Origin of the sequence: Streptomyces sodiiphilus (genome assembly GCF_039529215.1) — a bacterium.
GTDB lineage: Bacteria > Actinomycetota > Actinomycetes > Streptomycetales > Streptomycetaceae > Streptomyces > Streptomyces sodiiphilus.
This window is the reverse complement of record NZ_BAAAMJ010000044.1, coordinates 1-24,576: the sequence shown is the minus strand read 5'-3', so window position 1 is coordinate 24,576 and position 24,576 is coordinate 1. Positions and strand designations below refer to the sequence as shown.

Below are 24,576 nucleotides of genomic sequence, written 5' to 3'. Positions count from 1 at the left end.
AACCCGAGACAAGGAGCATCATGCAACAGCCGTGGCAGGACCCCACCCTTCCGGCCGAACGCCGGGCTGCCGACCTGCTCTTCCGGATGACCCTGGAGGAGAAGCTGGCCCAGCTCTCCAGCGTCTGGCCGGGGTCGGAGTCCGAGGGCGAGGATGTCGCCCCGCTGCAGCACGAACTGTCCGAGCCCGTGGAACTCACCTCCCTGCTGCCGCACGGGCTCGGCCAGCTGACCCGCCCGTTCGGCACCACTCCCGTCGAACCGGCGGAGGGCGCCTGGAACCTGGCCCGCACCCAGCTGCGGATCATGGAAGCCAACCGCTTCGGACTGCCCGCGCTGGCCCACGAGGAGTGCCTGACGGGATTCACCGCCTGGCAGGCCACCATCCTGCCGACCCCGCTCGCCTGGGGGGCCGCGTTCCACCCGGAGCTGGTCGAGCGGGCCGCCGCCCTGATCGGCGCGTCGCTGCGCTCGGTCGGCATCCACCAGGGCCTCTCCCCGGTCCTCGACGTGGTGCGTGACCCGCGCTGGGGCCGCACCGAGGAGTCCATCGGCGAGGACCCCTACCTGGTGTCCACCATCGCCACCGGATACGTCCGCGGCCTGGAATCGAGGGGCGTCGTCGCCACGCTCAAGCACTTCGCCGGCTACTCCGCCTCCCGCGGGGCCCGCAACCACGCGCCGGTCTCGCTCGGCCCGCGCGAGATGGCCGACGTCATCCTGCCGCCCTTCGAGATGGCGCTGCGGGACGGCGGTGCCCGCTCGGTGATGGCCGCCTACAACGACACCGACGGAGTGCCCGCGCACGCGGATGCGGACCTGCTGACCGGGCTGCTGCGCGAGGAGTGGGGCTTCACCGGCACGGTGGTCGCCGACTACTTCGGCATCTCCTTCCTGGAGCTCTCCCACCGCCTCGCCGACTCGCCCGGCCGGGCCGCGGCCCTCGCCCTGTCGGCGGGCGTGGACGTCGAACTGCCCGCCGTGCGCTGCTACGGCGAGCCGCTGCTGAAGGCCGTGCGCTCCGGAGAGGTGCCCGAGTCCCTGGTGGACCGGGCCGTGCTGCGGGTGCTGACCCAGAAGGCCGAACTGGGGCTGCTCGACCCGGACTGGACGGCGGTGCCGGCCACTCTCACCGAGGAGACCCCGGTCGACCTCGACCCGCCGCAGCTGCGCACGGTCGCCCGGCAGCTCGCCGAGGAGTCGGTGGTCCTGCTGGAGAACCGGGACGGCACGCTGCCACTGCCGCCCGCCGCCCGCATCGCGGTGGCCGGCCCGCTGGCCGACGACCCGGCGGCCATGCTCGGCTGCTACAGCTTCCCCCGGCACGTCGGCGTGGAGCACCCCGAACTGCCGATGGGCGTTCCGGTGCCCACGCTGCTGGACGCACTGCGCTCCGAACTGCCGGATGCCCGCATCGAGCGGACCGGCCCGGGCGCCGACATGAGCGGGCCGGGCGCGGAGGACCGGCCCGACGTCCTGGTGGCCGTCGTCGGCGACCGCTCCGGGCTGTTCGGCCGCGGCACCTCGGGCGAGGGCTGCGACGCCCCCGACCTGGAACTGCCCGACGGGCAAGGCGAGATGCTCGACGAGCTGCTGGACACCGGCATCCCGGTGGTGCTGGTGCTGCTGACCGGGCGCCCCTACGCCCTGGGCCGCTGGGCGGACCGGGTCGCCGCCGTGGTGCAGGCGTTCTTCCCCGGCCAGGAGGGCGGCCCGGCGGTCGCGGGCGTGCTCGCCGGCCGCGTCAACCCCTCCGGGCGGCTGCCGGTCAGCGTTCCGCGGCTTCCGGGCGGCCAGCCGTGGACGTACCTGGCCCCGCCGCTGGGGCTCCTCGGCGACGCCAGCTCCCTGGACCCCACGCCGCTCTACCCCTTCGGGCACGGCCTGTCCTTCACGGACTTCGCCTGGGAGCAGCCGGCCGCCGACGACAGCACCCTGACCACCGACGGCGGCACCACCGTCCGCGTCACCGTCCGCAACACCGGTGAGCGGGAGGGCACCGAGGTCGTCCAGCTCTACCTGCACGACCCGGCCGCCTCCGTGGTGCGCCCGGTGAACCGGCTGATCGGATACACCCGGGTCACCCTCGCCCCCGGCGAGGCCACCGAGGTGCGGTTCGCCTTCCACGCCGACCTGTCCGCCTTCACCGTCCGGCCCGGCCGCCGGGTCGTGGAACCCGGCGAACTGGAGCTGCGGCTCGCGGCGTCCAGCGGCGACATCCGGCACACGCTGCCGCTGGTGCTCACCGGCCCGGAGCGCGCCGTGGGCCACGACCGGCGGATGACCTGCCCGGTGGAGGCCGGCTGAGCGACGGGACCCCGTCGTCCCCTGACGGCATTGGGCGCGCGCCCCCGCGGTCACCCACCGCGGGGGCGCCGCCCGTCCCGGCGATCGGCGCGCGGCCTTGGACGCGGGCGCGGGCTCGTTAGGCTGGTCGGGGCCGGCGTCCGGCCGGGCGCGGGTAGCCGAGAGGTGAGGAGAACGGCAATGGGCTGGACCGTGCGTGACATCCCCGACCTGACCGGCCGTACCGCGGTGGTGACCGGCGCCAACAGCGGCCTCGGCTTCGTGACGGCCCGGGAGCTGGCGCGGCGCGGCGCCCAGGTGGTGCTGGCCTGCCGCAGCGAGCAGCGCGGGCGCGCCGCCCTGGACCGCCTGCTGGCCGAAGTTCCCGAGGCGAACGCGGAACTGCGCCGACTGGACCTGGCCGACCTGGAGTCGGTGCGGACCTTCGCCGGCTCGTGGGGAACGGACCGGCTCGACGTCCTGGTGAACAACGCGGGCCTGATGGCCGTGCCGTACACGCGGACCGCCGACGGCTTCGAGACGCAGTTCGGCGTCAACCACCTGGGGCACTTCGCGCTGACCGGGCTGCTGCTCGACCGCCTGCTCGCCACCCCCGGGGCCCGGGTGATCACCGTCTCCAGCCTGATGCACTGGCTGGGGAACATCGACATCCGGGATGTCAACTCCGAGCGGCGCTACCGCCGCTGGCTGGCCTACGGCCGTTCCAAGACGGCCAACCTGCTCTTCACCCACGAGCTGGCCCGCCGCGCGGAGGCGGCCGGAGCGGGGCTGCTGGCCGCCGCGGCGCACCCGGGCTACGCGGCCACCGAACTGCAGACCAAGGGCCCGCGGATGGCCGGGGCGGCCGCGCAGGAACGGGTCGCCGGTCTCCTCAACCGGCTGGTCGCCTCCCCCGCCGAGACGGGTGCCGCGCCGACGCTGTACGCCGCCACCGCCCCGGACGTGCGGCCTGACTCCTTCACCGGCCCCGGGGCCGTGTCGCGGTGGCGGCTGCACGGGGGACCGCACGACTCGTGGCGGGCGCCGTGGACCCGGGACGACGCCGTCTCGCGGCGGCTGTGGGCCGCCTCCGAGGAGCTGACCGGGGTCCGCCCGGCCCTGTGAGGAGGGCCGTTCGGCCCGACGCGCCCACCCCTGACGTCGCTTGCGCCGCATTCGGCCGCACTTGAGACTTGATCTCATGATGCGCTGGCAGACGACCCGGGTGACACGGACAGAGCAGGCTTCCTCCCGACGGCCGGCCGGCGGTGTGCCGCCGGCCCCCGGCGAACGGGGCCCGCTCGGACACCGCCGCCTGCGTGCCGTCCCGGCGGTGCCGTCATGACCGCGCAGCCGAACCCGCCCGTCCGCCCCCGCGACGCCGAGAACCCGCACCGCCTCGGGGTGCACGAGGTCGTCCTGCTCCTGGAGACCGACCCCGAGCGCGGCCTGAGCTCACGCGAGGCCGAGAACCGTCTGGAGCGCTACGGCAGGAACCAGCTGCCGCACTCCCGGCCCGGCGGGCCCCTGGAGCGGATGCTGCGTCAGTTCCACCACCCGCTGATCTACGTGCTGCTGGCCGCCGCCGTGGTGGCCTTTGCCATAGGCGAGACGGTCGACGCCGCCGTGATCCTGGGCGTGGTCCTCGCCAACGCGGTCATCGGGTTCGTCCAGGAGTCCAAGGCCGAGGCCGCGCTGGACGCGCTGCGCGCCATGGTGCGCACCCACGCCGAGGTGGTGCGCGACGGCGCGGCGCACCGGGTGGACTCCGAGACGCTGGTGCCCGGTGACCTGGTGCGCATCGGCGCCGGTGACAAGGTGCCGGCGGACATCCGGCTGGTCAGGATCGCCGAGCTCCAGGTGGACGAGTCGGCGCTCACCGGCGAGTCGCTGCCGGTGCAGAAGGACGAGGTGGTGCTCCCCGAGGAGACCGTCGTCGCCGACCGGCACAACATGCTGTACTCCGGCACGCTGGTCACCGGCGGCACCGGCACCGGGGTGGTGGTGGCCACCGGCTCCGCGACCGAGCTGGGCGAGATCCACCGCCTGGTCGGCAGCGCCGAGGTCCTTTCCACGCCGCTGACCCGCAAGCTCACCTCGTTCAGCAAGATCCTGACGGTGGCCATCCTCGCCCTGGCCGCGTTCACCTTCGTCACCGGCCTGCTGCGCGGCGAGGACGCGGTGCTGATGTTCACCGCCGCCGTCGCGCTGGCCGTGGCGGTGATCCCGGAGGGCCTGCCCGCCGTGGTCACCATCACCCTGGCCATCGGCGTGGCCCGCATGGCACGCCGCAACGCGGTGGTCCGGCGGCTGCCGGCGGTCGAGACGCTGGGCAGCACCACCGTCATCTGCTCGGACAAGACCGGCACCCTGACCGAGAACCAGATGACCGTGCACACGGTGTGGACCCCGGACGCCGTCTTCACCACCAGCGGCACCGGTTACGACCCGCAGGGCGAGGTGCTGGACGCCGACGGCAGCACCACCGGCCACGCCGCCCACGACGGCGGCGCCACCGGTCCCTGGGCGGGTGGCGCGGCGCTGCACTGGACCCTGCTGACCGGAGCCGCCTGCAACGACGCCCAGCTCACCGAGCGCGACGGGACCTGGAAGCTGGTGGGCGACCCCACCGAGGGCGCCCTGCGGACCTCCGCCCACAAGACCGGGCTCACCCACCACCGGGTGGCCGCCGCGCTGCCACGGGTGGCCACCGTCCCGTTCAGCTCCAAGCGCCGCCGGATGGCCACCCTGCACCGGATGCGCCCGGGGGACGGCGAGGCCGCCGGCCTGCCCGCGCTCCCCGCCGTGCCCGGTGCGGACGGCACCGGGGAATCCTCCGTCACCCTTGTGAAGGGCGCCCTGGAGGGCCTGCTGCCCGCCTGCACCCACGAGCTGACCGCGGACGGCACGCTGCGCCCGGTGAACCGGGAAGCGGCCGAGGACGCCGTGGCGGAGCTGGCGAGCCAGGGGCTGCGCGTGCTGGCGATGGCCGTGCGCCACGAAAGCGGCACGCCGGAGACGATCGCGGAGGAGTCGCTCGACGACGGCTTCGTCCTGGTCGGCCTCCAGGCCATGCTCGACCCGCCCCGGGAGGCCGCCCGGGAGTCGGTGCGCGCCTGCCACACCGCGGGCATCGACGTGAAGATGATCACTGGTGACCACGCGGCGACCGCCGCCGCCATCGCCGGCCGGCTGGGGCTGCCCACCGACCGGGAGGGCTCCGTGGTCTCCGGCCCCGAGCTGGCCGCCATGGAGCCCGAGCGGTACCGCGAGGCTCTGGGCGAGGCCACCGTGCTCGCCCGGGTGTCACCGGAGCAGAAGCTGCGCATGGTCGAGGCGCTGCAGGCCGAGGGCCATGTCGTCGCCATGACCGGCGACGGCGTCAACGACGCCCCGGCGCTGCGCCAGGCCGACATCGGGGTGGCCATGGGCCATGGCGGCACCGAGGTCGCCAAGGAGGCCTCCGACGCGATCCTGCTGGACGACGACTTCTCCACCATCGAGGCCGCGGTGGAGGAGGGCCGCAGCGTCTTCGACAACCTGTCGAAGTTCATCGTGTGGATCCTGCCGACCAACATGGGCCAGGGGCTGGTGATCCTGGTCGCCGTCCTGCTGGGCACGGCCCTGCCGGTGCTGCCCACGCAGATCCTGTGGATCAACATGACGACGGCCGTGCTGCTGGGGCTCATGCTGGCCTTCGAGCCGCGCGAGCCGGGCATCATGACCCGCTCGCCACGCGTCCCCGACCAGCCACTGCTCACCTGGGCACTGGCCGTGCGCATCGCCCTGGTGGGCGTGCTCATCGTCACGGCCGCCACCCTGCTGTTCGAGTGGGAGCGCACCACCGGCGGCGCGGGCATCGACGAGGCCCGCACCTCGGCGATGAACGTGATCATCGCCATCCAGGTGGCCTACCTGTTCAACTGCCGGTCGCTGACCGGGCCGATGTGGCGCACCGGGTTCTTCAGCAACCCCTGGATCTTCCTGGGGGTGGGGCTGCAGATCGCCGCCCAGCTGCTGATCACCTACCTGCCGGTGATGAACACCCTGTTCCAGACCGCGCCGATCTCCTGGGAGGCGTGGCTGCGCATCCTGGCGATCGCCGCGATCGCCGCGATCGTGGTCGCCGCGGACAAGCGCCTGCGCCGGGACGCCCTGTGACGCCCCCCTGACCCCGCCGCTGCGCCGGCCGGGCCGGACCCCACCCGGGTCCGGCCCGGCCCCTGCGGTCTCCTCGCGTGCGGTGTCAGGCCGCGGGGCGGGGGGCGGGGGTGTCTGCCGTGGGGAGGAGCTGGGCGCCGAGGGGGGTGAGGGTGTGCAGCACCTCGTTGCCGCGGCGGACCGACACCACCAGGCCGGCATCGCGCAGCACGCTCGCGTGCTGGCTGGCCGAGGCGGGCGAGACGCGGGCGCGGCGGGCCAGCTCTCCGGTGGTGGTGCCGTCCTCGATGCAGCGCAGCACCCGGGCCCGGGTGGTGCCGAGCAGCCGGCCGAGCGCCCGCCCGTCGGGCGGCGTGGGCACCGCGTGCTGCACGGGGTAGACCAGGACCGGGGTCAGCGCGTCGTCGTAGTAGGTGATCGGGGTGCGCCAGCAGAAGAAGGACGGGACCAGCAACAGCCCCCGCCCGCCGAGGCGGAGTTCGCGCGTGACCGGGTAGTCGGCCTCCAACACCGGGGGGTTCCAGCGCACCACCGGCCGCAGCCCGGCAAGCAGCCCTTCGGTACCTCCGGCGAGCATGTGCCGGATCCGCAGGGCCCGGTCCGCGTCCACCTGGGCCGTGGCGGACTCCCAGATCTCGTCGTCCGCGAGGGCGAGGCGGTGGTAGCGGTCCAGCTCGCCGGCCATCCGGTCGACGGCTTCCCGCTCCCCGGCGGCCAGCGGGCCGGCCCAGCCCGGCAGGGGCCGTTCGCCGTCCAGCAGGGTGAGTTCGGCCGCCAGCCGGCGCCGTGGTGTGGAGCGCAGCGCGTCGAGCGCAGCGTCCCAGCCGAGCCGGCTCTGCCAGGGGGTGAGGAAGTCGGGGAAGTAGCCGCTGAGCGGTACCAGCGCGCGCAGCATGGCCGGGAGACCGCTCATCCGCCGGCGCGCGCCGCTGCGCCAGGCGTCGTACACCAATGGCTCGCGCCGGTCCCGTAGGCGGTGAAAGCTGAGCAGCGTCTCCCAGACTGGATCCGGCCGGTCCGCCAGGCGGATGCGCGCCAGGTCCTCCCCCGTGACATGGATGCGCAGCACCGCATCACCCTCCTGCGTGGCTGTCCCCCGTCAGCGCGCTCAACGCTGTCCGGCCGTTTTTCAGCGTACGCCGAAATGGCTGGCGTTCACCGTCATGTGTCAGTCACTGTATGCGTGTTCGGCCACCTCCCCGGGGAACGGGGGGACCAGCGGGCCCGTTCGCTCCGCAGCGAGCGGCGTCTTCCGTCGGTTACCAGGGCCGGTCCGGGGTCTCACGGCTGGGACTGCCGCGGGCCGGCCGCCCCGGGGCAGGTGCCGGCTATTTCGTGCCCGGAACACCCGGGCGTCAACCGTACTTGGCCCATCGCGCGCACCGGTGTGCGCGCCTCGCGCACGAGGGGGCGGCGCCTCCGCACCGGCGCCGCCCCATTCTTCCCCGTGGTGCCCGGAGCCGGCCGGTGAGGGTGGGACCGGCCGGCTCCGGGGATTCGCGGTGGCTTCGCGGCTAGGCCGCCGCCCGGCCCGCCTCCAGGCGGGCGACGGGTATCCGGAACGGCGAGCAGGAGACATAGTCCAGCCCGGCGTCGTGGAAGAAGTGCACCGACTCCGGGTCACCGCCGTGTTCGCCGCAGACCCCGAGCTTGAGGTCGGGCCGGGTGGCCCGCCCCGCGGTCACGGCGGCGCGGACCAGCGATCCCACGCCGTCGGCGTCGATGGTCTCGAAGGGCGAGACCCCGAAGATGCCCTTCTCCAGGTAGGCCGCGAAGAAGCTGGCCTCCACGTCGTCCCGGGAGAATCCCCAGACCGTCTGGGTCAGGTCGTTGGTGCCGAAGGAGAAAAAGTCCGCGCTCTCGGCGATCTGACCTGCCGTCAGGGCGGCGCGGGGCAGCTCGATCATGGTGCCCAGGGTGAGTCCCAGCTCGACACCGCGTTCGCGCTCCACCTCGGCGATGACCCGCTCCGCGTCCTCCCGGACGATCTCCAGCTCCTGCACGGTGCCCACCAGCGGGATCATGATCTCCCCGCGCGGGTCGCCGCCGGCCGCCCGGCGGTCCGCGGCGGCCTGGGCGATGGCCCGCACCTGCATCCCGAACAGCCCGGGCACGACCAGGCCGAGGCGGACGCCGCGCAGCCCCAGCATCGGGTTCTGCTCGTGCAGCCGCTGCACGGCGGCGAGCAGACGGGTCTGCGAGGCGTCGCCGTTGTTCTGCGACTCGGCGACCGCCACCCGCACCGACAGCTCGGTGAGGTCGGGCAGGAACTCGTGCAGCGGCGGGTCCAGCAGCCGGATGGTCACCGGGAGCCCGTCCATGGCCTCCAGCAGCTCGGTGAAGTCCGCCCGCTGCAGCGGCAGCAGGGCGTCCAGCGCCGCGGTCTGCTCGGGCTCGGTCTCCGCCAGGATCAGGCGCTCGACCAGCTCGCGACGGTCCCCGAGGAACATGTGCTCGGTGCGGCACAGGCCGATGCCCTCGGCGCCGAAGCGCCGGGCGCGGGCCGCGTCCTCCGCGGTGTCCGCGTTGGCCCGCACCCGCATGCGGCGGGCCCGGTCGGCCGCCGACATCAGGCGGTGCACGGCGCGCACCAGGTCGTCGGCGTCCTCGGCCTCCGGGTCCAGCCGGCCCTCGAAGTACTCGACGACCGGCGACGGTACGACCGGTACCTCACCGCGGTAGACGATGCCGGTGGTGCCGTCCACCGACACGACGTCGCCCTCGTTCAGCACGGTGCCGTCGGCGGCGGTGAGCGTCCTGGCCTTGACGTCGACCGTCAGCTCCTCCGCTCCGCAGACGCACGTCTTGCCCATGCCGCGGGCGACGACGGCGGCGTGCGAGGTCTTGCCGCCGCGGGAGGTGAGGATGCCCTCGGCGGCCAGCATGCCCGCCAGGTCGTCCGGGTTGGTCTCCCGGCGCACCAGGATGACCTTCCGGCCGGCCTTGGCCCACTCCACGGCTGTCGTCGAGTCGAAGACGACCGCGCCGACCGAGGCGCCGGGCGAGGCGGCGATACCGCGGCCGACCTCGCTCGCGCCGGACCGGTCACCGTCCACCGCGCCGAAGTGGGGGAACATCAGCTGCGCGAGCTGGGCACCGTTCACCCGCTGAAGGGCCTCGGCCTCGTCGATGAGCCCCTGGTCGACGAGCTGGGTGGCGATCCGGAAGGCCGCCGCGGCGGTCCGCTTGCCCACCCGGGTCTGCAGCATCCACAGGGTGCCGCGCTCGATGGTGAACTCGATGTCGCACAGGTCGCGGTAGTGGTTCTCCAGCTTCTCCATGATCGCCAGAAGCTGGTCGTAGGAGTTCTTGTCGAGCCGTTCGAGCTCGGCCAGCGGCACCGTGTTGCGGATGCCGGCGACGACGTCCTCGCCCTGGGCGTTCTGCAGGTAGTCGCCGTAGACGCCCTGCCGGCCGCTGGCCGGGTCACGGGTGAAGGCCACCCCGGTGCCGGAGTCCGGGCCGAGGTTGCCGAAGACCATGGAGCAGACGTTGACCGCGGTGCCCAGGTCCTGGGGTATGCGCTCCTGGCGGCGGTACAGGCGGGCCCGCTCGCCGTTCCAGGAGTCGAAGACCGCCCGGATCGCCAGGTCGAGCTGCTCGCGCGGCTCCTGCGGGAAGGGCCGCCCGGTGTTCGCCAGGACCAGGTCCTTGTACTCCGCGACCAGGCCGCGCAGCCCGTCGGCCGGCAGGTCCACGTCGCTGACCGCGCCGACGGCGTGCTTGGCGGCCTCCAGCCGCTCCTCGAACAGCTCGCCGTCGATGCCCAGCACGGTCTCGCCGAACATCTGGATGAGCCGCCGGTAGGAGTCCCACGCGAAGCGCTCGTCCCCGGCCTGTACGGCCAGCGCCTCGACCGACTCGTCGGACAGGCCGATGTTCAGCACGGTGTCCATCATCCCGGGCATGGAGAACTTCGCCCCGGACCGCACCGACACCAGCAGCGGGTCCGCGCCCCGGCCCAGCCGCTTGCCCATCCTGCGCTCCAGCGCGTCGAGGTGTGCACTCACCTCGTCACGCAGGGCGGCCGGCTCGTCGCCGGTCTCCAGGTAGGCGCGGCACGCCTCGGTGGTGATCGTGAAGCCCGGCGGAACGGGCAGACCGAGTCGGGTCATCTCGGCCAGGTTGGCGCCCTTGCCACCCAGCAGGTCTTTCAGGTCCTTGTGGCCCTCGGTGAAGTCGTAGACGAACTTCACCGGGGCTGAGGGTTCCCGGTCCATCAGTGTTACGGATTGAGTTTCCGGCACGGCACTCGACGCCTCCTTGGGGTCCCCCGGAGGTGGGGGAGGGCTGCCCTGACATCGGGGAGAGTACCCGCCAACCGCTCATCTGAGCGTTATCAGGATCATACGTGGCAGGAATCACGCGCTCGAAAGGTGCATCTCCCCCATTATGGGACGGCCGACCCCGGCCCGCAGGAGCGCGGGAGCGCCCCCGGCGGGGCCGGGGGCGCTCAACGGCGGCGGGTGCGGATCAGCCGCCCGAGGTGTCCAGCTCCGCGTCGGCCGCCACGGCCGCCCGGTCGTAGGGGTCGGCCAGCCAGCCGTCGGGCAGCACCACGCGGTTGCGCCCCGAGGTCCGGCCGCGCGGGCCGTCCGCACCGGCGGCGGGCCAGGGCTGGTCCAGATCCAGCTCGCTCAGATGAGCGGCCAGCTCGTCCAGGGACGAGGCGACCGCCAGCTTCTTCCGCATCTCCGAGCCCACCGAGAAGCCCTTGGTGTACCAGGCGACGTGCTTGCGGAAGTCGATCACCCCGCGTCCCTCGTCTCCCAGCCACTCCCCCAGCAGCCGGGCGTGCCGCAGCATGACGTCCGCGACCTCGCGCAGGCCCGGGCGCGCGTACGCCTCGCTCCCCCGCCCTTCGAAGGCCGCCACCAGGTCGGCGAAGAGCCACGGCCGCCCCAGGCAGCCCCGCCCGACCACGACACCGTCGCAGCCCGTCTTCCGGACCATGCGCAGCGCGTCGTCCGCCGACCAGATGTCCCCGTTGCCCAGCACCGGGATCTCCCCCACGGTCTCCTTCAGCCTGGCGATGGCGTCCCAGTCGGCGGTACCGCCGTAGTGCTGGGCCGCGGTGCGGCCGTGCAGGGCGATGGCGCTCACGCCCTCCTCCACGGCGATCCGCCCGGCGTCGAGGTAGGTGAGGTGCTCGTCGTCGATGCCCTTGCGCATCTTCATCGTCACCGGCAGTGGGCCGGCGCCGGAGACCGCCTCGCGCAGGATGGCCCGCAGCAGGTTCCGCTTGTAGGGCAGCGCCGAGCCGCCGCCCCGGCGGGTCACCTTCGGCACCGGGCAGCCGAAGTTGAGGTCGATGTGGTCGGCCAGGTCCTCCTCGGCGATCATCCGTGCCGCCGCCCCGACCGTCACCGGATCGACGCCGTAGAGCTGGATGGAGCGGGGCCGCTCGGCCGCGTCGAAGCGGATGAGCTGCATTGTCTTGGCATTGCGCTCCACCAGCGCCCGGGTGGTGATCATCTCGCTGACGAACAGCCCCTTGCCGCCGGAGAACTCCCGGCACAGCGTCCGGAACGGGGCGTTGGTGATGCCCGCCATGGGAGCGAGGACCACGGGCGGCCGGACGGTGTGAGGGCCCAGCCGCAGGTGCGCGGGCAGGGTGGCGGCGGTCGTCATCGAAACGGAAGTCCTCAAGGGCTCACGGGCGGTACACGGGCGAGGGGGACCGGGCGGGCGGCCCAGCCCCCATTGTCCCGCACTGCCCGACGGGCTCCGCCCGGCGGGCGCGCTCAGCCTCCCTGGCCCGTACCGGCCACGGCCATGGCCAGCACGACCATCATCGCCAGCAGGCCCAGGACCCACGGCGCCGGGCTCAGCTCCTGGACCGTTCCCGTCTCCTCCCCCGCGACCCCTTGCCCCTGTGTCACTCCGTGCGAGGCGAGGTGCTCGTCGGCCTTGCTGCGCGCGGCGAACTGGGCCATCTGCCGGTGACCGCAGGTGTCGCATTCGATGTAACGCACGTCCCCGAACCCGCGCCCGATGCGCACCCGGTGGGTGCTTCCGGACTCGGTCGAGCCGCTGACGGTGCTCGTAGTCAGCATCCGTCTCCCCTTTGCTGTTCTCTGCTGTTCGGTGTCTTTCGAAGACCCCCAAGTACAGCACAACGCCCGGTGTCCGCAGACCAGTTGAGGAATGCGGACACCGGGCGCGGAAAAGGCCCCGGCGGATCAGCAGCCGAGCAGACGGCTGGCCAGATACGACTCGATCTGGTCCAGCGACACCCGCTCCTGCTTCATGGTGTCGCGCTCGCGCACGGTCACGGCGTTGTCGTCGAGGGTGTCGAAGTCGACGGTGACGCAGAACGGGGTGCCGATCTCGTCCTGCCGGCGGTAGCGGCGGCCGATGGCGCCCGCGTCGTCGAACTCGATGTTCCAGTACTTCCGCAGGGTGTCCGCCAGGCCCTTGGCCTTCGGGGACAGCTGGGGGTTGCGGGACAGCGGGAGCACCGCCACCTTGACCGGCGCCAGCCGCGCGTCCAGGCGCATGACGACCCGCTTCTCCATCTTGCCCTTGGCGTTGGGCGCCTCGTCCTCACGGTAGGCGTCCAGCATGAACGCCAGCATGGCGCGGCCGACGCCCGCCGCCGGCTCGATGACGTACGGCGTCCAGCGCTCTCCTGCCTCCTGGTCGAAGTAGCTCAGGTCCTGGCCCGACGCCTTGGAGTGCGAGGAGAGGTCGTAGTCGGTGCGGTTGGCGACGCCCTCCAGCTCGCCGTACTCCGAGCCGCCGAAGTTGAAGCGGTACTCGATGTCGGCGGTGCGCTTGGAGTAGTGCGACAGCTTCTCCTTGGGGTGCTCGTACCAGCGCATGTTCTCCTCGGACATGCCGAGGTCGCGGTACCAGTTCCAGCGCTGCTCCATCCAGTACTCGTGCCAGCGCTCGTCCTCGCCGGGCTTGACGAAGAACTCCATCTCCATCTGCTCGAACTCGCGGGTCCGGAAGATGAAGTTGCCCGGAGTGATCTCGTTGCGGAACGACTTGCCCATCTGGGCGATGCCGAACGGCGGCTTCTTGCGCGAGGTCTGCTGGACGGAGGCGAAGTTGGTGAAGATGCCCTGGGCGGTCTCGGGGCGGAGGTAGGCGACCGAGCCGGAGTCCTGGGTGGGGCCGAGGTGGGTGGCCAGCAGCCCGGAGAACTGCTTCGGCTCGGTGAAGCCGCCCTTGTTGCCGCAGTGCGGGCAGTTGACGTCGGCCAGGCCGGCGGCCGGCAGGCGGCCGTGCTTGGCCTCGTACGCCTCCTCCAGGTGATCCGCCCGGTACCGCTTGTGACAGGAGGTGCACTCGGTGAGCGGGTCGGTGAAGGTGGCGACGTGACCGGACGCCTCCCACACCTCGGAGGCCAGGATCACCGAGGAGTCGATGCCGACCACGTCCTCACGCGAGGTGACCATGGCTCGCCACCACTGGCGCTTGATGTTCTCCTTCAGCTCCACACCCAGCGGCCCGTAGTCCCAGGCGGCGCGCTGGCCACCGTAGATCTCACTGCAGGGGTAGACGAAGCCACGGCGCTTGCTGAGGCTGACGATGGTGTCGATCTTGTCGGCGGCCACGGTGCTCTCTTCAGGACGACGATGGAATTGCCCCAGGCTACCGGCGCCCGTGGGCCCCGCACCAAATCGGTTGGCCGCTTTCCGACATGCCCGGCCGGGTACCCGCCGGAGGCGTGGGTCACAAACCGGTAGATGCAATTGACAACGGTTTCCATCTTATCTGAAAATGGCTGTCATGACCGTACGACGCTCCACCCGAACAGCCCCCTCCCTCCTTGCCGGCACCGCCGCCCTGGCCATGCTGACGCTGTCCGCCTGCGGCGACTCCGAAGGCGGTGCCCCGTCCGCCGCCGAGGAGGGCACCCTCGACGTGGTCGCCTCCTTTTACCCGATGGCGTTCGTGGCCGAGCGGATCGGCGGCGAGCACGTGACGGTCAGCACCCTCACCCCTCCCGGGGTGGAACCGCACGACCTGGAACTCAGCCCCCGGCAGACCGCGAGGCTGACCGAGGCCGACGTCATTGTCCACCTCGAAGGGCTCCAGCCCGCCGTGGACGCCGCCGTGGCGCAGTCCGGCGTGGGCCACCTCGCCGAGGCGACGCAGTACGTCACCCTGGAAACCTGGGACGACCACGACGACGAGCACGCGGACGAGGACGACCACGACGAGGACGACGGCCACGGCCACGGCGAGGACGACCACGACGACGACCACGACGACGACGAGCACGGCCACGGCGAGGACGACGGCCACGGCCACGGCGCCGAGGACCCGCACTTCTGGCTGGACCCGACCCGCTACGCACAGTTCGCCGAGGGGGTCGGCGAGACGCTGGCCGAGGCCGACCCGGACAACGCCGCCGACTACCGCGCCAACACCGAGACCCTCGTCGGCGAGCTGAACGCCCTGGACGAGGAGTTCGGCGAAGGGCTGTCCGACACCACGACCGACACCTTCATCACCACCCACGCCGCCTTCGGCTACCTCGCCGACCGCTACGGGCTGCGCGAGGAGGCCATATCCGGTCTGGACCCCGAGTCCGAGCCCAGCGCCGCCCGGATGCGGGAGTTGCACCGGACCGCCGAGGCGCGCAACGTGAGTACTGTGTTCTTCGAGACCCTCGCCAGCGACGCGACGGCGCGCACTCTCGCCGAGGACCTGGGACTGGAGACGGACATCCTGGACCCGCTGGAGGGAATCACCGACGAGACCCGGGGCGCTGACTACTTCGAGGTCATGCGTGCCAATCTCGAAGCCCTGCAGAAGGCGCTCGGCGCCACCGGATGACGGAGAGCCCCATGGAGCCTGCGATAAGCCTTCGCGGCGTGACCGCCGAACTCGGCGACCGGCCGGTGCTGCACGGCATCGACCTGACCGTCGGGTCCGGCGAGGTCGTGGCGCTGCTCGGTGCCAACGGCTCGGGCAAGTCCACCGTGGTGCGGGCGACCGTGGGGCAGGTCCCGGTGGCCGCGGGTGAGCTCGCGCTCTTCGGGACACCGGTGAGCAGGTTCCGGAACTGGCGGCGGGTCGGCTACGTCCCGCAGCGGTCCACCGCGGCCTCGGGCGTGCCCGCCACGGTCCGTGAGGTCGTCAACGCCGGACGGCTGGCGCACCGCGGCCTGCGGCCCCTGGGCCGGGCGGACCGGCAGGCGGTGGACCGCGCACTGGACCTGGTGCGGCTGGCCGACCGGGCGCGGGATCCCGTGGAATCCCTCTCCGGCGGCCAGCACCAGCGGGCCCTCATCGCACGGGCCCTGGCCGGCGAACCCGATCTGCTGATCATGGACGAGCCGCTGGCCGGGGTCGACCTGGACAGCCAGCGGGTGCTGGCCCGGACCCTGTCGGCGCAGATCGCCCGCGGCGTGACCGTGCTGCTGGTGCTGCACGAACTGGGGCCGCTGCGGCCGTTGATCAACCGCGCGGTGGTGCTGTCCCAGGGGCGGGTCGAGCGCACCGTGACCAGCCCCGAACTGCTCCCCGACACCCACGCCTGCCACCCCGAGGACGCTCCCGAGCCGTCCGAGGAGCCGCAGCTCCAGACCGGGATCCTGTAACCATGCTCGAACTGCTCGACTACCCGTTCATGCAGCGCGCCCTGCTGGCCGCGCTGCTCATCGGCCTGGCCGCCCCGGCCGTCGGGATCTACCTGGTCCAGCGCCGCCAGGCGCTGATGGGCGACGGCATCGGGCACGTGGCCCTCACCGGGGTGGCTCTGGGCTTCCTGTTCAGCACCAGCCCGGTGTGGACGGCCGTGGTGGTCTCCGCCGCCGGTGCCGTCGCCATGGAACTGTTCCGTGCCTCCGGCCGGGCGCGGGGGGACATCGCCCTGGCGATGCTCTTCTACGGCGGCATGGCCGGCGGCGTGATGATCATCAACCTGGCGCCGGGCGGCTCCACGGCCAACCTCACCACGTACCTGTGGGGCTCGGTCACCACCGTCTCGCCCGCCGACATCACCGCCATCGTGATCCTGTCGGTCTTCGTGCTGGCCACCGCTCTGGGCCTGCGGCGCCAGCTCTTCGCCGTCTGCCAGGACGAGGAGTTCGCCCGGGTCACCGGCCTGCCGGTGCGGCTGCTGAACCTGCTGCTGGCGATCACCGCGGCCGCCACCGTCACCGTCGCCATGCGGGTCGTCGGCCTGCTGCTGGTCAGCGCCCTGATGGTGATCCCCGTGGTGGCGGCCCAGCAGGCCACCCGCGGCTTCGCCGCCACCCTGGCCTTCGCCCTGGTCATCGGCGTGCTGGTCTCCGTGTCGGGCACCGTCACCTCGTACTACGCCGACGTGCCGCCCGGTGCCACCATCGTGCTGATCGCCATGGGTGTCTTCGCTCTGCTGTCCGTGCTGGCCAGGCCGCTGGCCAGGCACCGCGTCCGCCGCGCGGCCGCCGGGGAGCCCGCCGCGCCGCCCGCGCCGGTGGCCGCCGCCTGACACCTGGCACAATGGCAGCACGCTTGTGATGCCCAGGGTGCACGGAGGAGGACATGGTGGGGACGGCAGGACCGCCGGTCCGCGGACGGTCGACGCGTCAGCGCGCCGCCGTGGCCGCGGCGCTGGCCGAGGTGGACGAGTTCCGCAGCGCCCAGGAGCTCCACGACATGCTCAAGCACCGCGGCGACTCGGTCGGTCTCACCACCGTCTACCGCACGCTCCAGTCCCTGGCCGAGGCCGGCGAGGTCGATGTCCTGCGCACCCATGACGGCGAGGCCGTCTACCGCCGGTGCAGCACGGACGACCACCACCACCATCTGGTCTGCCGCCAGTGCGGCAAGGCCGTGGAGGTCGAGGGCCCGGCGGTGGAGCGCTGGGCGGACGCCGTCGCCGAGGAGCACGGTTTCGTGGACGTGGGTCACACCGTGGAGATCTTCGGAACCTGCGGCGACTGCGCCGCCCGCCGGCCCGGCTGACCCCCGGACCGAACGGGTCAGGGGGCCGCGCCGGTCAGGCCGGGGGCCGCACCTCGTTCGGAAGGGCACCGCCGAAACGCCGGTCGCGCGAGGCGTACTCCACGCAGGCGTTCCACAGGTTACGGCGGTCGAAGTCCGGCCACAGCACGTCCTGGAACACCATCTCGGCGTACGCGCTCTGCCACAGCAGGTAGTTGGAGGTGCGCTGCTCGCCCGAGGGGCGCAGGAAGAGGTCCACGTCCGGCATGTCCGGGTGGTACAGGTAGCGCGCCAAGGTCTTCTCGGTGACCTTGGACGGCTCGATCCGCCCGTCCCGGACATCGGCCGCCAGACGGGCCGCGGCGTCCGCGATCTCCGCCCGGCCGCCGTAGTTCACGCACATGTACAGCGTCATGGCGTCGTTGTCGCGGGTGCGCTCCTCGGCCTCCTGGAGCTTGTGCACCACCGACTTCCACAGCTTGGGCTCGCGGCCGGCCCACCGGATGCGCACGCCCATCGCGTCCAGCTCGTCGGTGCGCCGGTCGATGACGTCCCGGTTGAACCCCATCAGGAAGCGCACCTCCTCCGGCGAGCGCTTCCAGTTCTCGGTGGAGAAGGCGTACAGCGACAGGTTCCTGACGCCGAGCTCCAGACAGCCCTTCACCACGTCCAGGACGACGCCCTCGCCGACCTTGTGTCCCTCGGTCCGGGGCAGGCCGCGCTCCTTGGCCCACCGGCCGTTGCCGTCCATGACGATGGCCACGTGGCCGGGGATCAGTTCCGCCGGGAGCCGGGGAGGCCGGGCGCCGGAGGGGTGCGGGTCGGGTGCGCGGTACTCGCGACGCTGCCGGGAGAGCATTCCGCGGCGGGCCATAGGGGATCTCCAACAGTTCGAACGGACTGCTGAGAGAGTAGCCGGTCAGCCCTTCTCGACGTACCGCAGGGACCGCAGCCCGCGCTCCAGATGCCAGTGCAGATAGGCCGACACCAGGCCGCTGCCCTCCCGCACATGACGGGGCTCGGCGGCATCCGCCGTCCTCCAGTCGCCGGTCAGCAGCGCACCCAGCAGCCGCAGCGCCTCCGGGGAGGGCACGACACTGCCCGGCACCCGGCAGTCCCCGCACACCACACCGCCGGCCGCGACCGAGAAGAAACGGTTCGGCCCCGGCATTCCGCACCGGGCACACGCCTCGAAGCTCGGCGCGTAACCGCCCATGGCCAGCGAGCGGAGCAGGAAGGCGTCCAGCACCAGCCCCGGCGCGTGCTCCCCGGCGGCCAGCGCCCGCAGGCCGCCGATCAGCAGCAGGTACTGCTGGACGTTCGGCTCCCCCTCGTGATCGGTGAACCGCTCGGCCGTCTCCAGCATCGCGGTGCCCGCGGTGTAACGGGCGTAGTCGGTGACGATGCCACCGCCGTAGGGGGCGATGGTCTCGGTCTGCGTGCACAGCGGCAGACCGCGGCCCACCAGTTCGCTGCCCCGGGCGAAGAACTGCACGTCCACATGCGAGAACGGCTCCAGCCGGGCACCGAACCTGGACTTCGTCCGCCGCACCCCGCGCGCCACCGCCCGCACCCGGCCGTGCCCGCGGGTCAGCAGCGTGATGATCCGGTCCGCCTCACCCAGCTTCTGGGTGCGCAGCACCACGCCGTCGTCCCGGAACAAGCTCATGCCGGCCATTGTCGCCCATGCCGCGGGAGCCGGGAGGTCAGGCGTCCGTGCCCCGGCGGGAGAGCCGTCCCGGCCACCACATCCGGTCCCGCAGCAGCCAGGCCGCCGAGGTGACCAGGTAGGTGCGCACCAGGAAGGTGTCCAGCAGCACCCCGACGGCCACCACGAAGCCCAGCTCGACCATGACCACCAGCGGCAGGCTCATCAGGACGGAGAAGGTCGCCGCCAGCACGATGCCCGCGGAGGCGATGACCCCGCCGGTCCGGCGCAGCGCGACCAGCGCCGCCTCCCGGGTGCTCGCCCCGGCCAGCGCCTCCTCCCGCATCCGCGTCATCAGGAAGATGCCGTAGTCGACCCCGAGCGCCACACCGAAGACAAAGGTCAGCAGCGGGATCCAGCCGTCCATGCCGTCGAAGCCGAAGACCGGGCCGAAGAACAGGCCGCCCAGGCCCAGCGCCGCGCCCCAGGAGGCCACCACCCCGGCCAGCAGCACGGTGGGTGCCACCAGGCCGCGCAGCAGGGCGACCAGGATCACCCACACGGCGATCAGCACCAGCGGGATGACCACCACCCGGTCCGCCGCGTTGGTGGCGTCCAGGTCGACGGCCTGCGCGCTGGGTCCGCCGACCAGCGCCTGGTCCCCGAACTCCGACAGTTCCTCGCGCAGCACCCGGATCGTCTCACGCTCCTCGGCGGACTCCGGGGGGCTGTCGGCGAACACGCTGATCTCGGTCCACTGCTTGTCGCCACGGCCGGGACGGGCCTCCTCGACGCCCTCGGTGGCGCCGATCCGCTCCAGCACCTGCCCGGTGCGGTCGGTGGCGCTCAGCACGGTGACGGGCTGGGCGCTGCGGCCGGGGAACGCGTCCTGGACGGTCTCGGCCGCCTGGACGGACTCGGGCGGGTCGGTGAAGAAGTCGGCGTCCTTCAGCGGTCCGGGCAGGTTGAGCGTCCCCAGGGCGAGGGCGCCCATCACCAGCACGCCGCCGGTGAGCACGGCGACCGGGCGGCGGCTGACCGAGCCGCCGAGCCGGGCGAAGATCCCGCTGTCCTGGCCGCCCTCGCTGCCGAGCCGGGGGATGCGCGGCCAGAAGATCCAGCGGCCCAGGAGGACCAGCAGCGCCGGCAGCAGGGTTGTCATCGCGGCCAGCGCGCACAGGATGCCGACAGCCCCCACCGGGCCGAGGCCGCTGCTGGCATTGAGGTCTGCGGCCAGCAGGCACAGCAGGCCGGCGGCCACCGTGCCGGAGGAGGCCAGCAGCGCGGGGCCGGCCCCGCGCAGGGCGGCGAGCATGGCCTCGTGCGGCAGCGCGCGGACCCGCAGCTCCTCGCGGTAGCGGGCCACCAGCAGCAGGGCGTAGTCGGTGCCCGCGCCGAAGATCAGCACCGTCATGATGGAGGAGTTCTGCGTGCTCACGGTCAGGTCGAACGCCCGGACCAGCCCGTAGACGGCGGCCATCGCGGTCATGGCGGCGATGCCGACGCTGATCAGCGGCAGCAGCCACAGCAGCGGGCTGCGATAGGTGAGGATGAGCAGCACCGCCACGACACAGACGGTCGCGATCAGCAGCCGGGTGTCGATGGTGCCGAAGACCTCGGACGCGTCCGCGCCGAACGCCCCCGGACCGCCGACCTGCGCGGTCAGCCCTTCCGGAAGCCCTTCCCGGACCCGGTCGCGGACATCCCGCACCGCGTTCTCCTCGGCGTCCTCGCCGGTGAGCCCGGCCAGCGAGAGCTGGTACAGCTCCGTGGTGCCGTCCTCGGAGGGGATGCCCTCGGCGGGCGCCTCGCCGGAGGTGTCGTACGCCTCGGCGATCGCGGCGACCCGCTGCCCCGCGGCCCGCCGGTCCTCGCCGGTGAGACCGCCGGGCCGCTGGTAGACGATGATCAGATCGGTGGTGTCGCCACCGGGCAACTGCTGCTGGATGCGTGCCACCCGGGTGGACTCGGCCTCCTCCGGCAGGTACTCCACCTGGTCGTCGCTCTGCACGTCGGAGAGCTGGGCGCCGAACGGCGCCACCAGCCCCACGACGGCGATCCACAGCCCGAGCACCGCCCAGGGCACCAGCCGCCACCGGAGAGGAGGCCCGCCGCCGGCGGTCCCGGCCCTGTCGGGTGCTGCGGTCTTCGGCATCAACTGGCTCCTCGTGCTCGGCCGCGCCGCGTCCACGCGGCGCCGGGGGGGTGCCGGACGGCCGTGAGTGGGTGCCCCGCCGGAACCGCACCCATACGCGGGAACAGGCAGTGCGGGGGTGATCACGCCGTCCTGTGCTTCCTACCGCCGGTGCCCCCGGATCGGTTGCACCTCCGGTGGACCGGGTGCGGCGTGGCGGGCCGGCCCCAGGCGGGGAGGTCACGCGGACTTGGGGCTCACCAGGCCGGACTCGTAGGCGATGATGACCAGTTGGGCACGGTCGCGGGCGGCGAGCTTGCCCATGATGCGGCTGACGTGTGTCTTGGCGGTCAGCGGGGAGAGGCCGAGGGTGTCGGCGATCTCGGTGTTGTTCTGCCCCCGGGCCACCAGGACCAGCACCTGGCGCTCCCGGTCCGACAGACTCTCCAGGGCGCCGGGCACGGAGCCGGACACGCACGGGTCGGGGGTGCGCAGCACCCGGGCGATGAGCCGCGCGGTGGGCCCCGGCGACAGCAGTGCCTCGCCGGCGGCGACGGTCCGGATGGCCTCCAGCAGATCGGCGGGCCGGGTGTCCTTCACCAGGAACCCCGAGGCGCCCGCCCGCAGTGCCGCCATGACGTGCTCGTCGGTGTCGTAGGTGGTGAGCGCCAGCACCTTCACCCCGGCCAGGTCCTCGTCCGCGGCGATCAGCCGGGTGGCTTCGATGCCGTCCAGGTCCGGCATCCGGATGTCCATCACCACGAGGTCCGCGCGGGCGGTGCGGGCCAGTTCCACGGCCTGCCGGCCGGTCGCGGCCTCGCCCACCACCGTCATGCCCGGGGCGGACTCCACGAGCATCGCGAACGCGGAGCGGACCAGCGTCTGGTCGTCGGCCAGCAGGACCCGCACGTCCCGGCCGCCGGGCTGTCCAGGATTCATGGCCCCACAGTAGGCCGCACGGCGCGCGACCTGAGAACGCGCGCTCCCTGAGAGGTCGCGTAAGACGGCGGAGGTGGCCTTCGGCGGGGAGCGGCATCGCTCAGCGGGCACTCCCCTTTCAGGGGCGCTGCCCCGTTCGTGGTAATTGACACGTTTTCTCTGGAATGGCTCTCCGGAGGATGCGTCCATGGGTGGTAATGGACCGCCACATCGCTCTCCGGCCTTCCGGCTTCCGGCGCTGAAGCGAGGGGCGGCCACCTCCGTCGTCGCCGTCTCCGGGGAGCCAGCATGGCGCGCGTCCGCACCCTCACCTTCGTGACCTCTTCTCCGACGCCCACGGTCTGGGGCCAGCCCGTCACCTTCACCGCGACGGTCGTTCCCTTCATCCCGGTGGGCACCCCGACGGGTACCGTCACCTTCGTCGTCGAGGGGCCCGGCGGCGGGGTGTTCACGGTTCCGCTGTCGGGCGGCCGGGCGAGGCTCACGCTGGACACGCTCAAGCCCGGCCTGCACTCGGTCAGGGCCTCCTACAGCGGCTCGGACCGGTTCGAGCGCTCCACCAGCGCCTCCTACCTGCACTCCGTGCTGAAGGCGTCCACCCGGACCACGGTCACCTCCTCGCCGGACCCGTCGGTCTTCGGGCAGCCCGTCACCTTCACCGCCACCGTGACCGCCGTGCCACCCGGCGCCGGGACTCCCACGGGCAAGGTCACCTTCGTCATCGACGCACTGGGGTCGATCGAGGCCCGGCTGGACGGGAACGGAGTGGCCACCATCGAGGTGGACAAGCTCTTCCCCGGCACCCATCCCGTGGTGGCGGTGTACCGGGGCGACGAGAAGTTCAACCCGTCCGCCGCCGAGGGCACCCATACAGTGTCGCCCTCCAGGCTTCCCACGACCACGACCGTGTCGTCCTCGCCCGACCCCTCGGTGTTCGGGCAGCCGGTGACGCTGACCGCCGTCGTGGAACCGGTCCCCCCGGCGACGGGGACTCCCTCGGGCACGGTGACCTTCACGGTGGACGGCGAGGGAGGCGGCACCTTCACGGCCCCGCTGGACGCGAGCGGAACGGCCACGGTGACGGTCAGCACCCTCGGTGCCGGTCCCCACCACATCACCGCCGTCTACAGCGGCGACACTCTCTTCGCGGGTTCGACCGGCTCGGACACCCACACGGTGAACACGGTCTCGACCCTCACGACGGTCACCTCCTCGCCCGATCCCTCGGTGTTCGGTCAGCCGGTGACCTTCACCGCCACGGTCACCGCCGCCTTCGGCACCGTCCCCACCGGTACGGTCACCTTCACCATCAGCGACACCGGCGGCGGCACCTTCGAGGTGTCCCTGGACGCCGCCGGCACCGCGACGCTCACCCTGGACACCCTCGGCATCGCCGCGCACGTCGTCTCGGCCACCTACAACGGCGACAGCAACCACGACCCCTCCACCGGGACGGCCACCCACGAGGTGCTGGCCGCCGACACCGCCCTCACCGTGGAGAGCTCGCCGGATCCATCGGTGTCCGGGCAGCAGGTCACCTTCACCGCCACCGTCACCCCCCAGCCGCCCGGAGCCGGCACCCCCGAGGGGACGGTGACCTTCCTGATCGACGGCGGCACGGCGCTCACCGGCACCCTGGTGAACGGCGTCGCGACCGCCACCACAAGCACGCTGCCGGCCGGGAGTCACACCGTCGTCGCCACCTACAGCGGCCTGGAGGATCCCCGTTTCAACCCGTCGACCGGCAGCGACACCCACACCGTGCTGCCCGCCGGGACCACCACGACGGTCTCGTCCTCGCCGGATCCGTCGGTGTCCGGGCAGCAGGTCACCTTCACCGCCACCGTCACCCCCGAGCCGCCAGGAGCCGGTGCTCCCACCGGAACCGTCACGTTCGATCTCGGCAGCGCGGGAACCCTGACGGCACCGGTGAACCCGGACGGTACGGCGACCGTCAGCACCACCGCCCTCCCGGCCGGGACGTCGACCGTCAGCGCGGTCTACGACGGTGACGCGAACTTCACCGGATCCAGCGGCACCACCACCCACACCGTCGACCAGGCGGCAACGGCCATCGCGCTGTTCTCCGCCCCCGACCCGTCGGTCTTCGGACAGCAGGTCACCTTCACCGCGGTGGTGTCGCCCGTCGCCCCGGGAGCGGGCGTGCCCACCGGCACGGTCACCTTCACCGTCGGCGGCGCGCCGGGGGTGACCGTTCCCCTGAACGCCGCCGGAATCGCGACGTACACCACCACCGATCTGCCGGCCGGCAGCCAGGCGGTCGTCGCGGTCTACAGCGGGGACGACAACTTCCTGCCGGTCACCGGCTCCGACAACCAGGTGGTCGCTCGTGCCTCGACGACCACCACCGTGGTGTCCTCGCCCGACCCGTCCGTGTTCGGTCAGCCGGTGGAGGTCACCGCGTCCGTTCAGCCGGTGGCTCCCGGTGCCGGTGTCCCGACGGGCACGGTGACGTTCACGGTCAGCGGCGGCACCGGGGGCGGCACGTTCACCGAGCC

Annotated in this window: 17 protein-coding genes; 8 read left to right on the top strand and 9 right to left on the bottom strand. The window is 72.6% G+C overall.

The features are described 5' to 3' along the window. The first annotated feature begins 20 nt into the window (after positions 1–20). The 3 genes from ABD299_RS18945 (at position 21) to ABD299_RS18935 (ending at position 6,446) form a co-directional block, all read left to right on the top strand. Positions 21–2,306, top strand: coding sequence for a beta-xylosidase/alpha-l-arabinosidase (locus ABD299_RS18945; RefSeq protein WP_344263960.1), 2,286 nt, complete (start codon positions 21–23; stop codon positions 2,304–2,306). A 180-nt stretch (positions 2,307–2,486) separates the two neighbouring features. Next, positions 2,487–3,410, top strand: coding sequence for an oxidoreductase (locus ABD299_RS18940; protein ID WP_344263958.1), 924 nt, complete (start codon positions 2,487–2,489; stop codon positions 3,408–3,410). 216 nt (positions 3,411–3,626) lie between these two features. Then, complete coding sequence (locus ABD299_RS18935; protein ID WP_344263956.1) at positions 3,627–6,446, top strand: HAD-IC family P-type ATPase; 2,820 nt, start codon at positions 3,627–3,629, stop codon at positions 6,444–6,446. Positions 6,447–6,531: 85 nt separating this feature from the next. On the opposite strand, the gene ABD299_RS18930 is transcribed toward ABD299_RS18935, so the two are convergent. The 5 genes from ABD299_RS18930 to ABD299_RS18910 form a co-directional block, all read right to left on the bottom strand. Beyond that, positions 6,532–7,515, bottom strand: coding sequence for an ArsR/SmtB family transcription factor (locus ABD299_RS18930; RefSeq protein ID WP_344263954.1), 984 nt, complete (start codon positions 7,513–7,515; stop codon positions 6,532–6,534). Between the two features lie 445 nt (positions 7,516–7,960). Further along, on the bottom strand, positions 7,961–10,666 hold the full coding sequence (ppdK, locus tag ABD299_RS18925) for a pyruvate, phosphate dikinase (protein WP_344264048.1): 2,706 nt from the start codon (positions 10,664–10,666) through the stop codon (positions 7,961–7,963). 253 nt (positions 10,667–10,919) lie between these two features. Then, positions 10,920–12,077: a tRNA dihydrouridine synthase DusB gene (gene dusB, locus ABD299_RS18920; protein ID WP_344263952.1), complete on the bottom strand. Its 1,158-nt coding sequence runs from the start codon at positions 12,075–12,077 to the stop codon at positions 10,920–10,922. Positions 12,078–12,190: 113 nt separating this feature from the next. Further along, positions 12,191–12,502, bottom strand: a complete 312-nt coding sequence (locus ABD299_RS18915) for a hypothetical protein (RefSeq protein ID WP_344263950.1) — start codon at positions 12,500–12,502, stop codon at positions 12,191–12,193. A 126-nt stretch (positions 12,503–12,628) separates the two neighbouring features. Next, complete coding sequence (locus ABD299_RS18910) at positions 12,629–14,011, bottom strand: glycine--tRNA ligase (protein ID WP_344263948.1); 1,383 nt, start codon at positions 14,009–14,011, stop codon at positions 12,629–12,631. 175 nt (positions 14,012–14,186) lie between these two features. On the opposite strand from ABD299_RS18910, the gene ABD299_RS18905 reads away from it, so the two are divergent. The 4 genes from ABD299_RS18905 to ABD299_RS18890 are packed head-to-tail and all read left to right on the top strand — an operon-like array spanning position 14,187 to position 17,357. Continuing rightward, positions 14,187–15,239: a metal ABC transporter substrate-binding protein gene (locus ABD299_RS18905; protein ID WP_425581370.1), complete on the top strand. Its 1,053-nt coding sequence runs from the start codon at positions 14,187–14,189 to the stop codon at positions 15,237–15,239. An 11-nt stretch (positions 15,240–15,250) separates the two neighbouring features. Next, positions 15,251–16,006 (top strand): metal ABC transporter ATP-binding protein, encoded by a 756-nt coding sequence (locus ABD299_RS18900; protein ID WP_425581369.1) that lies wholly within the window; start codon positions 15,251–15,253, stop codon positions 16,004–16,006. Positions 16,007–16,008: 2 nt separating this feature from the next. Continuing rightward, on the top strand, positions 16,009–16,881 hold the full coding sequence (locus tag ABD299_RS18895; protein WP_344263942.1) for a metal ABC transporter permease: 873 nt from the start codon (positions 16,009–16,011) through the stop codon (positions 16,879–16,881). A 56-nt stretch (positions 16,882–16,937) separates the two neighbouring features. After that, positions 16,938–17,357 carry a Fur family transcriptional regulator gene (locus ABD299_RS18890; RefSeq protein WP_344264046.1) on the top strand — a complete coding sequence of 140 codons (420 nt, stop codon included), beginning with the start codon at positions 16,938–16,940 and terminating at the stop codon, positions 17,355–17,357. A gap of 34 nt (positions 17,358–17,391) precedes the next feature. Here ABD299_RS18890 and ABD299_RS18885 read toward each other — a convergent pair whose 3' ends face one another. From ABD299_RS18885 to ABD299_RS18870, 4 genes are all read right to left on the bottom strand, one after another. Beyond that, positions 17,392–18,210: an isoprenyl transferase gene (locus tag ABD299_RS18885; RefSeq protein ID WP_344263940.1), complete on the bottom strand. Its 819-nt coding sequence runs from the start codon at positions 18,208–18,210 to the stop codon at positions 17,392–17,394. Between the two features lie 45 nt (positions 18,211–18,255). Next, positions 18,256–19,005, bottom strand: coding sequence for a DNA repair protein RecO (recO, locus tag ABD299_RS18880; protein ID WP_344263938.1), 750 nt, complete (start codon positions 19,003–19,005; stop codon positions 18,256–18,258). A gap of 37 nt (positions 19,006–19,042) precedes the next feature. Further along, positions 19,043–21,139, bottom strand: a complete 2,097-nt coding sequence (locus ABD299_RS18875) for an MMPL family transporter (protein WP_344263936.1) — start codon at positions 21,137–21,139, stop codon at positions 19,043–19,045. A 219-nt stretch (positions 21,140–21,358) separates the two neighbouring features. Beyond that, positions 21,359–22,057, bottom strand: a complete 699-nt coding sequence (locus tag ABD299_RS18870; RefSeq protein WP_344263935.1) for a response regulator transcription factor — start codon at positions 22,055–22,057, stop codon at positions 21,359–21,361. 288 nt (positions 22,058–22,345) lie between these two features. Between ABD299_RS18870 and ABD299_RS18865 the strand changes: the two genes are divergently transcribed. Further along, positions 22,346–24,576, top strand: a 2,231-nt coding sequence (locus ABD299_RS18865; protein WP_344263934.1) for an Ig-like domain-containing protein, incomplete at its 3' end; no start/stop codon positions are given.